Annotated in this window: 12 protein-coding genes; all 12 read left to right on the top strand. The window is 36.7% G+C overall.

What is annotated here, in order from left to right; genetic code table 11:
- Positions 1-741, top strand: a 741-nt coding sequence (locus tag ACIQCE_RS12895; RefSeq protein ID WP_400495333.1) for an ImmA/IrrE family metallo-endopeptidase, incomplete at its 5' end; no start/stop codon positions are given.
- A 137-nt stretch (positions 742-878) separates the two neighbouring features.
- On the top strand, positions 879-1,178 hold the full coding sequence (locus ACIQCE_RS12890) for a hypothetical protein (protein ID WP_400495332.1): 300 nt from the start codon (positions 879-881) through the stop codon (positions 1,176-1,178).
- A gap of 226 nt (positions 1,179-1,404) precedes the next feature.
- Entirely contained in the window at positions 1,405-1,854 is a 450-nt protein-coding gene (locus ACIQCE_RS12885; RefSeq protein ID WP_400495331.1) for an ArpU family phage packaging/lysis transcriptional regulator, read from the top strand.
- Positions 1,851-2,393, top strand: coding sequence for a site-specific integrase (locus tag ACIQCE_RS12880; RefSeq protein WP_400495330.1), 543 nt, complete (start codon positions 1,851-1,853; stop codon positions 2,391-2,393). Before ACIQCE_RS12885 ends, ACIQCE_RS12880 begins: the two co-directional genes overlap by 4 nt.
- A 257-nt stretch (positions 2,394-2,650) precedes the next feature.
- Positions 2,651-3,247 (top strand): hypothetical protein, encoded by a 597-nt coding sequence (locus ACIQCE_RS12875; protein ID WP_400495329.1) that lies wholly within the window; start codon positions 2,651-2,653, stop codon positions 3,245-3,247.
- A gap of 178 nt (positions 3,248-3,425) precedes the next feature.
- Positions 3,426-3,995 carry a hypothetical protein gene (locus ACIQCE_RS12870; RefSeq protein WP_400495328.1) on the top strand — a complete coding sequence of 190 codons (570 nt, stop codon included), beginning with the start codon at positions 3,426-3,428 and terminating at the stop codon, positions 3,993-3,995.
- 153 nt (positions 3,996-4,148) lie between these two features.
- A complete protein-coding gene (locus ACIQCE_RS12865; protein WP_267542812.1) occupies positions 4,149-4,505 on the top strand; it encodes a hypothetical protein in 357 nt (118 codons plus the stop codon).
- On the top strand, positions 4,495-4,860 hold the full coding sequence (locus ACIQCE_RS12860; protein ID WP_267542813.1) for an HNH endonuclease: 366 nt from the start codon (positions 4,495-4,497) through the stop codon (positions 4,858-4,860). The genes ACIQCE_RS12865 and ACIQCE_RS12860 overlap by 11 nt, the downstream gene beginning before the upstream one ends.
- A 227-nt stretch (positions 4,861-5,087) precedes the next feature.
- Positions 5,088-5,609 carry a phage terminase small subunit P27 family gene (locus ACIQCE_RS12855; protein WP_400495327.1) on the top strand — a complete coding sequence of 174 codons (522 nt, stop codon included), beginning with the start codon at positions 5,088-5,090 and terminating at the stop codon, positions 5,607-5,609.
- Positions 5,606-7,318: a terminase large subunit gene (locus ACIQCE_RS12850; protein WP_400495326.1), complete on the top strand. Its 1,713-nt coding sequence runs from the start codon at positions 5,606-5,608 to the stop codon at positions 7,316-7,318. Before ACIQCE_RS12855 ends, ACIQCE_RS12850 begins: the two co-directional genes overlap by 4 nt.
- A 206-nt stretch (positions 7,319-7,524) precedes the next feature.
- Entirely contained in the window at positions 7,525-8,811 is a 1,287-nt protein-coding gene (locus ACIQCE_RS12845; protein WP_400495325.1) for a phage portal protein, read from the top strand.
- Positions 8,777-9,487 (top strand): head maturation protease, ClpP-related, encoded by a 711-nt coding sequence (locus ACIQCE_RS12840; protein ID WP_400495324.1) that lies wholly within the window; start codon positions 8,777-8,779, stop codon positions 9,485-9,487. Before ACIQCE_RS12845 ends, ACIQCE_RS12840 begins: the two co-directional genes overlap by 35 nt.
- Positions 9,488-9,572 lie beyond the last annotated feature (85 nt).

Raw genomic sequence — 9,572 nt, 5'->3', positions numbered from 1 at the left:
CGTACAAAATGGGAATTAGGGGATAAGCCAATCCCCAATATGCTTCATTTGCTTGAATTACATGGATTTCAAGTTGCAGCAATAAATTCTCATTCTGAAAAAGTAGATGCTTTTGGTAGTCAAACAAAGGTTAATGGAAAAAATTATTATTGCATTTTAATTGACCAAGATAATAATTCTTTTTTTCGTCAACAATTTAGTTTGGCACACGAATTAGCTCATTGGGTCTTACATTCAGAAAAAGTAAATCCCCAAGAGTTAAATCCCCAAGAATATCGCGAAATGGAGAAAGAGGCGAACATCTTTGCGTCTAACTTTTTATTACCTTCGGAAGCCTTTTGTGAAGATATAAAAGGATATGAAGATCACTTAGATGCGTACCTTAATTTAAAATCAAAGTGGAATGTATCTGCTGCTAGCATGGTATATCGATCAAAAAGTCTAGGATTAGTATCTTCTGAGCAGTATCTACGATTACAAAAAAGGATGAGTTCAAGAGGATGGAAGAGAAGCGAACCATTTGATACCGTTCATCCTATATCTAAACCTACTGTTATGAAGCAGGCCTTTGAATTACTAGAACAAGCAGGTATTATCGGAGAAAGCTCTCTTTCAGATTTGTTGGAAAGGAAATACAGAATTAGTTTGCCGAATGATATTTTGGCAGAACTTTTAGGAATTCCATTGGAAAAGTTAACAGACAATCATAGAGGAAAAATTGTTCAAATGAGAAGAGGTTAAATATTAAAAGTTGAAATGGCATTTAGTAATTGGGAGTAAAAATATAGGGGGCGTTTTACCCTTGTAAGCCTGATATATTTCAGCAAACATATGAACCGATTTTTCAAACTAAATAAGTCCAAGACGGAGGTAGCGGAATGAAAATTCAAAATGTTGAGCGATGGATGGTATCTGACTACCAAGAGGGTGTTGTCGGCATATACGAAGAAGAACAAGAAGCCGTAAAGGTTTATGAAAAGACAAAAAAATTAGTTAGACAGTATATTCATGATACTAACAATGAGTTTGATGGCGATGAACGCGTCATACTATCAAAAATTGTTAAGCAATTATACTCGCACGATACGGGGGAACCTGTAACAAAGGAAGATCAAGAAGGAAATGACGTAGAAACAGGAAAAACTTACTGGGATTTCAAAGAAGAGACATACGAATAAGTCCAAGACGGAGAGCCTGCGGACACTGATCAACACCTTTTAAGGGTGCTGGTTGGTGTCCGTTTTTTATTTGTCGGAAAGGAGCAGACATGAAAAAGGAAAAGCCCAAAAAGAACACGCAGAAGCTCACTGACAGAGATTTAAGAGAGCTTATGGGGCAAAACATGCAGAGGTTAAAAAGAGCCAAAGGCGGGGCGTTACGCAGAAAATAAAGGGGGATATTGTTATGAATCAAATGAATTTAGACATTCCACAGATTGATGAAGAAAAAACGAGAGAAAAAATGGAAAGAATGTTAGAAAAGTATAAGTTGTTAATGCTTCAAACGCCAGAAGACCTTCTTCCAAAGATCACAACAACTTATACGATAACTCCACCAAGTTTTTCTAACCAGTTCCATTCGCCCACGGAGGATGCTGCTTTAAAAAAAATGAATTGGGAAATTGATAGAGACAGGTATATGAAACGTATTCAACGCGGGATCAACCGCCTCACGCAAAAAGAGCGTCGTATTTTAGTCATGCTTTATATGCAAACGGAAGAAATGTATGACTACGAGATATACGCAGAAATGGGCCTCAGCCAGCGGAATTACTACCGTGTAAAAAATAAAGCATATTATAGACTAGCCTTTGCTTTGCGAGAAGAAGTGTATAAGCAGGGAGGGAAATCATGAATTTTGTACAACCAATCAGGGACTTAGATCAAATCCATTACATCAAAAAGTATCTAGGAGAGCGGAACAAAAGAAACTTATTGTTGTTTGTTGCGGGTATTAATTTAGGTTTGCGTATATCTGATCTTTTGCAATTACGAATAAAAGACGTTAAGAAACAATACGTGTCTTTGAGAGAGAAGAAGACAGGCAAAGAAAAAAGAATCAAGATAAACAAGACGCTTCGGAAAGCACTAGATCAATACATTAAAGGTCGTGATGATCAAGAATATTTATTTAGAAGTAGAGAGGGGCTAAACAAGCCAATCAGCCGCAGTAGTGCTTATAACATCTTGAGAGAGGCAGCCGAATATGTAGGTCTTGATAGCATAGGCACACACACATTAAGAAAAACATTCGGTTACTGGCATTATAAAAAGTTCAAGGATGTCGCCTTGTTGCAAGAAATATTTAATCACTCAAGCCCAGACATCACTTTAAGATACATCGGAATCACACAAGATACAATGGACAAAACAATGGACAGCTTCGGCTTATAGACTCATCTGTTCAAGTGGCAGATGGGTCTTTTTTGTGATGTTTTTGATCAATTTGCCACAATGAGAAAATGTCTAACTCATTTTGAGGATATGACTGAAAAGCAAGAGGGGCAAAGGATTCAGCGATTCTCTTAGTTAGACACAATATTAGATATGGTGAATTGGTGGATAATGTGGATAAAGTGATATAATGGAAAAGTAAGTTTGTACCAACCGAGAGTTAGGAAACAAAGTTTATGAGGGGAGTTTATCGAAATATGGAATGGTTTGTTTTAATTAATACTGTAATATCATCGGTTTTTGGAATTATCGTATTGGTGATTGGTGGAAGAATAAATACTAAATTAGAGAAACAAAAAAATGATTACAGCCTTTACAACGAAAAAAAGCATATTCATTATGCAGAAGCTTATAAATTACTTAAGGAGGCAGAAGGACATAATGTGGATATTCCTAAAGTGAGAGGTAGCCTTATTCTGTTAGATTTTAATACAGAAGATATTGATGACTATGTAAAAGATTTCATGCCTCGGAAGATGGTTTTAGAAGTTAGGGAATTATGGAATAATAATAAATTCGAAGAAGCAAGAAAATTGATCTCTACTTATGAGGAGAATTTTGATAAAAGGCAAGCAGAACGAAAAATCGTTGATGCGAATAATTATTGTCACGCAAATGAGTTGTATTTTGAAAGTGGTACATTCAAGCTTCTGTTAGATTATATAAATGAATTGTTTAAGCACTTTAATAATAAGCTAGCAGGTAAACCAGTGACGGAAGAAAAAATAGAGGATTTAAAATATCAATTAGAAGAAATAAAAATTTGTATGCTAAAAGATTTTTCCATAAAATAAAAAAGGCACATTTTTGGCACGATCTTGGCAAAGCATTCTGTCTCAGAGCGGTTATTATGGTATTAGGTGATAAAATGAGAGCGGCTTCCATTGTGGAGGTCGTTTTTCCGTTCGACAAACTTTGCGAATAATAAAATTTTCAAATAACAGGTCGATATATCATCTGAGGTGATCATATATGACAAGGAAACTTGGAGAATCTAAATATGCTATAAAATATTTAACAGGTCGTTATAAAAAAAAGTATAAAAAAATGTTACATAAAAATACTTTCGACGAAGATCTTAAATTACAAAAAGACATTATCTTAGATCATGATAAAGATGAATTAAACAGGATGTTAAAAAGAGTTGAGGCTTCTATAGAAGTAGAGAAAGACACTCAAACTTTATACAGTCAGCCTATTTCAATATTACTTGTTATGATAACTGTTATGATGTCAGCAGGATTGGCAATAATATCAAATTTTTTTTCGCTTATGAGTAATATCTATGGTAAATATTTAGACAGTAAAGATATTAAAAAGATTAATTTTAATGAGTTGTTCAACTCTCTAAATGATTTTACACCTGTAATTCAATATGTATTAGTAAGTGCTGGTGTACCTTTTTTGATTTTGATTGTTTTTTGGAATTGTTCTGTGAAAAGACGGAAGAAATCCATTGGAAGGTTATATACGACCTTGGTTTTATTGGAAGATTGTATAGAGAATTATGATAAAGTAGTAAAGCAGAAAGTTAATACTTGATTAATATTGATGCTGAGGATATGTCTTTCAAAGGTGCGCAAGAACGTATAGTGAAGATGCAGCAAGACATTATTTCCTGAACTACAGATAAATATAAATACTGAAAGCACTGTCCATTAGGGCGGTGCTTTTTATTTTGGGGAGGGACACAACGTGGACAACTCACTCAGGGAACTAATTATTAACACAGCAATTGGACACGCAATAAGGACAGACCAATTGTATAACGGTCTCAAAGCCCTTAATAAAAGGGGATGCATATGGGCGGATGGGGAGATCATCAGAGGGTTAGGGATGCTTGGGTCTTATGGTGTGAGGGATAGGCAAGCTATAGACAGTCTCCTGCATGTCAGCCAGACTCTGACCTATGAAGCAGCTCGATCCTATCTAGCATCATATCAACGGGAGTACAGGGAGTTTTATGCTGTACAGAAAGTGGGGCATCTTAATGCCTTTGTTTTGTTTGCGTTGATAGATGAGAGGAAAGCTGGTGAATCCAATGCCACCTAAACCATTGAGGGAGTGTAAGGTGCGAGGATGCAGAGATTTAACAAGGGATGGTTATTGTCCTGCTCATGCTGATGGTAAGCAGCAGGAAGCGAAGTATTACAACAAACATGTTCGAGATAAACAATCAACAAGTTTTTATAAATCAAGAGAATGGAAACAGACAAGACAACTTGTTCTAATGCGAGACAATTACCTTTGTCAAAGCTGTTTAAAACAAGATCGTGTCGTTCCCGCTGTCATGGTTCATCACATAGTGGAGCTAAAACATGATTGGAACAAACGATTAGATTTAAATAACCTCGAAAGCATGTGTAATAGCTGCCACAACAAGGTTCATGGCAAGCGAGGGTCATAAGTACCCCCGGCATTAAATCCCTAGGAAATGGCTTCGTGAAGATCGGTGAGCCGTTGTCTGCAAACAAACACCGCTTTTCAAAGTTTCCGAAAACACGAAAAACCCCCTCGGCGAAAATACCGAGAGGGCTTGATATGACTGGTTTTATTGTTAATTCGATCATAGCATGATTTTGCTCAAAATCAAGCATAAATTTTAAAAAACTGAATTGGAATGAGGTGAAAAATATGCCGAGACCTGCAAAATCCGCAACGCTTCAATTAATACAGGGCAATCCAAATAAGAAAAACACAGATGAACTAGCGATGCGTGCTGAACAGGAACAGAAAATGAAAATGCGATCAAACAATATTAAACCTCCATCATGGTTGGATAAGGTTGCTAAAAAGGAATTCAAACGGATTGCCGAGCTATTAAAGGAAGTGGACATTATAACGGAGGCAGATATCAGCATGTTGGCCGCCTATTGTAATGCCTATTCTCAGTACATTTCTATTACAAAGGTGATAGAGAAAGATGGGATTATGATAAATAAAGAAATCATAGGTAGAGATAATATGGGACAGCCAGTTTATGATGCGGGAGAGGAACATCCCTTATTGAAACGGCAAAAGAATTTTTACGACCAAATGAAATCAGCTGCTAATGATTTTGGTCTTACACCATCAGCACGCGCAAAACTAGCGATCACCAAAACGCAGGAGATCAGAGAAAAGACTGCTGCTGAAAAGGAGTTTACTAATGTATGAAGACAATTAAACAGTTTATGGTTGATTACTCAAATGATGTTGTACAAGGAGAAATTGTAGCTTGTCAAAAACATATTTGGGCTTGTCAACGTTTTCTGAACGATATTGAAAGAGAAGGCACAGCAGATTTCCCCTATTTCTTTGATGACGAGAAGGCAAGACGATTCTTATTCTGGATGACACAATTTAAACATACAAAGGGTCCTTTGCAAGGGGAAAATATTGTACCTGACCCCATTCAGATTTTTATTTTCGGTAATATTTACGGTTGGGTACATAAAGATACAGGGTACAGGAGATTTAAAAAGGCTTATTGGCAAGTCGGTCGTAAAAATGCCAAAACTCAAAGTCTTGCTTGTGTAGGATCATATGAGGCGTTTGCTAACGATGAATACATGTCTGAGGTCTATATCGGTGCAACAAAAGCCGAGCAAGCTAAAATATGTTGGAATGAAATTAAAGCTCAAATCAGTAAGTGTGAGCTACTTAATATACCTGAAAAAAAATACCGGGTGGCTTACGGTAAAATAGAACACCTTAAAACGTTGTCGAAAATTGAGGCTTTATCCAAGGATGCAGGAAAGACAGGAGATGGTTTCAACCCTCAATGTGGCATCATAGATGAGTACCATGCTCATAAAACATCTGAAATTTATGATGTATTATCATCAGGGATGGCGACAAGAATTCAACCCCTTATGATGATTATTACGACAGCTGGGTTTGAACTAAACAATCCTGCATACCGAGTAGAATATCAATACGTTTCTAAAATTCTTGATCCAAACAATGTTGAAACAAATGATCAATATTTTGTCATGATTAATGAACTTGATCCTGGTGACGACATCAAAGATGAACGCAATTGGATTAAAGCGAATCCTATCGTTGCGGCAAACGAACATGGATTGAATTTTTTACGCGGCGAGTTAGAGGTAGCACTTGCAGTTCCAGAAAAAATGCGTAATTTCTTGACCAAAAACATGAACATCTGGGTCAATATGCGTGATGGTGGCTATATGGATATGCAAGCTTGGTCTGATTGTGGGAAACATGAGAATATTCCTGACCTTTACGGTAAAGAGTGTTACGCAGGGATCGACCTATCAAAGCGTATTGACTTAACTGCTGCAAGTTTTGAATTCCCACTTGAAAACGGTATGTATTTTGTGACAGCACATGGGTTTATGCCGGAAGATACATTTCACGAGAGAATGAAAACTGACAGAGTACCTTATGATCTCTGGGTCAAGAAGGGATGGCTAACACTTACAGATGGTGCTGTCGTTGATTACGACTATATCCGTGCTTACATCAAACGAATGGAGAAAGAAAAAGGTTGGAAGATAAAAGAGCTAGGTTATGATCCATACAATGCAACACAATTTGCTCAACAAATGGAATCAGACGGTTATGTGATGATTGAGATTAGGCAGGGGGTACAAACTCTGTCAGAACCAACCAAAGATTTTCGCGAAAAGGTCAAAGCCAGAAAAATCATTCATGATAACAATGATCTTCTAACTTGGGCGATGGGCAATGCTGTGACAAAAATTGATGCTCAAGAGAACATCATGCTTGATAAGTCAAAATCCTCACAACGTATAGATCCAGCATCTGCACTTATTAATGCTCATGTAAGAGCTAGTCAAGCGGACCATTCATTTGATTTGAACGCATATATTCAGTCGGGCCAATTTAGTTTTTAAAAGGGGAGCTATTGAATGAAATTATGCTCAAAATATTTAGAAGATGTATTCCTCATACTTGGAATGATTTTGATTGCATTTGCATGTTTTAGAATCTCAGTAAACACCGGGCTTTTTGTCTCAGGTGTTTTTTTCATTATTACTGCTTTCTTAATTAGTAGAATCACCCTGAATCATAATAAAGAAGACGAAAGGGGTGAATAAATTTGTTATTACGTGGAAGGCCAAAGATTGAAAACCATGTAGCTGAAGAAGATAGTGGTTCGTTATTAAGTCCTGCTAAGTGGTTCCGAAACATATTTTCTGGGGTTGAGACGTCATCTGGTGAACATGTTTCTTCTGATAATGCAATTTTACATCCTGATGTATATGCGTGTGTTAAAGTGCTAGCCGAAGATACAGCAAAGCTACCAATCAAATTATTTCACAGCAAAGAAGGAAGCGTTGAAACTGTTCAAAATGACATTAGTCGGATGGTTTTAAATAAAGTGAATCCATACATGACTAGCTATACTTGGAAGGCTCTTGTCATGCTGAGAATGGCAACATGGGGGAACAGCTATAATCGGCTTGTTTATAACCGTGATGGTGATGTTGAAGCGATATATCCACTTAATCCTGAATCAACAAATACAAATATTGATCCTGATACAGGAAAAGTTTGGTATTCAACAACCATTAACGGGAAGTATGTCGAACTTCACTATCATGAAGTCTTACACTTTAAGAATCTTTCTTTAGATGGAATTGTAGGACAAACACCTATTTCAGTTATCCGAGATAACATTGGTTCAAATAGAGCTGCCACAAAATTTAATGCAAAGTTTTATAAAAATGGTGGGGCGCCGTTTGGTGTAATTAAAACACCTTCTTTGCTAAATAGAGAGAGTAAAAAAGTGCTTAGAGAAGATTGGGAAGAGGTCAATTCAGGTCAATCTATCGCGGTTCTTGACGCAGGTCTTGACTATTCGCAAGTAACAATGCCGATGAAAGATGCTCAATTTATTGAATCAATGAAGTGGAATCGTCAACAAATAGCTTCTATCTATAAAGTGCCACCTCATAAAATTGGGGAATTAGACAGAGCTACTTTTTCCAATATCGAGCAACAATCTTTGGATTATGTGAAAACAACATTGCAGCCCATCGTGACAAATATTGAACAAGAATTGAATGATAAAATCCTTACCCCCTCTCAGTTAAAAGAAGGCTATTATTTTAAATTCAATTTGGAAACGGAATTGCGTGGTGACAGTAAAACAAGGGCAGAATTTTATGAAGTCATGCAGCGTGTAGGAGCGTTTAATGTGAATAAAATCCTTGAAAAAGAGGATATGACAGGTATCGGAGAGCTTGGTAATGAGCATTTTGGCAATTTGAACTTAGTCCCTCTATCAATCATGAAAGAATATCAATTAAGCAGAGTGAGCAAGAAGAATTTGAAAGGGGGTGACGGTGATGAAAAAGTATTGGAACATGAAGATGTTGAATGATGCTTCTGCCGAAATAACTTTATATGGTTCTATTACAGGAGAAGGATGGTTTAGTGAAAGTTCATCTAAGGCATTTCAATCAGATTTAAAAGAACTGGGAGAAGTTACAGAAATTGATCTTTATATTAATTCACCCGGTGGAGACGTCTTTGAAGGTCAAGCAATTCACTCTATGTTACAGCGGCATAAAGCCAAAATTAATGTGTATATAGATGCACTAGCAGGAAGTATTGCATCTGTTATAGCGATGGCTGGTGATACTATCACGATGCCAAGTAATTCAATGATGATGATTCACAATCCTTACATGGGAATGATCGGTAACGCAGCGGAATTCAGAAAAGCTGCAGAAGACTTAGACAAAATCACAGACAGCATTGTATCAACTTATTTGGCAAAGGCAGGAGAAAAATTAGAAGAATCTACTTTGCGGAATCTCTTAGATAACGAAACATGGTTAACAGCTGATGAGGCATTGCAATATGGGCTTGCTGATGTGGTAGATGAAGAGAAAAACGTTGCTGCGTGTATGGATAAGAAAATTCTTTCTCGATTTAAAAATATACCGGGCAAGATTGTTGCAGAACTATCTAAAGAACCTGTTAGCAACCCAATAACTGATATAAGTTTAAAACAACAACAGAATGAAATAAATGCATCACTCCTTGAATTATAGGGAGTTTTTTTATTGAGATTAGAGGAGGAAATTATTTTGAAGAAGTCAAACACATCAAATAGCCAGAAGAAATTGTTAAGGTTGC

The organism is Bacillus sp. NPDC093026 (genome assembly GCF_044754665.1).
GTDB lineage: Bacteria > Bacillota > Bacilli > Bacillales > Bacillaceae > Bacillus > Bacillus maqinnsis.
The sequence above is the reverse complement of the archived record's forward strand: the minus strand, read 5'-3'. Positions and strand labels throughout refer to the sequence as shown.

What these genes read in the sequence shown, in the direction of transcription:
- ACIQCE_RS12890 (WP_400495332.1), top strand. Translation starts at nt 879, where the DNA reads ATGAAAATTCAAAATGTTGAGCGATGGATGGTATCTGACTACCAAGAG.
- ACIQCE_RS12885 (WP_400495331.1), top strand. Translation starts at nt 1,405, where the DNA reads ATGAATCAAATGAATTTAGACATTCCACAGATTGATGAAGAAAAAACG.
- ACIQCE_RS12880 (WP_400495330.1), top strand. Translation starts at nt 1,851, where the DNA reads ATGAATTTTGTACAACCAATCAGGGACTTAGATCAAATCCATTACATC.
- ACIQCE_RS12875 (WP_400495329.1), top strand. Translation starts at nt 2,651, where the DNA reads ATGGAATGGTTTGTTTTAATTAATACTGTAATATCATCGGTTTTTGGA.
- ACIQCE_RS12870 (WP_400495328.1), top strand. Translation starts at nt 3,426, where the DNA reads ATGACAAGGAAACTTGGAGAATCTAAATATGCTATAAAATATTTAACA.
- ACIQCE_RS12860 (WP_267542813.1), top strand. Translation starts at nt 4,495, where the DNA reads ATGCCACCTAAACCATTGAGGGAGTGTAAGGTGCGAGGATGCAGAGAT.
- ACIQCE_RS12855 (WP_400495327.1), top strand. Translation starts at nt 5,088, where the DNA reads ATGCCGAGACCTGCAAAATCCGCAACGCTTCAATTAATACAGGGCAAT.
- ACIQCE_RS12850 (WP_400495326.1), top strand. Translation starts at nt 5,606, where the DNA reads ATGAAGACAATTAAACAGTTTATGGTTGATTACTCAAATGATGTTGTA.
- ACIQCE_RS12840 (WP_400495324.1), top strand. Translation starts at nt 8,777, where the DNA reads ATGAAAAAGTATTGGAACATGAAGATGTTGAATGATGCTTCTGCCGAA.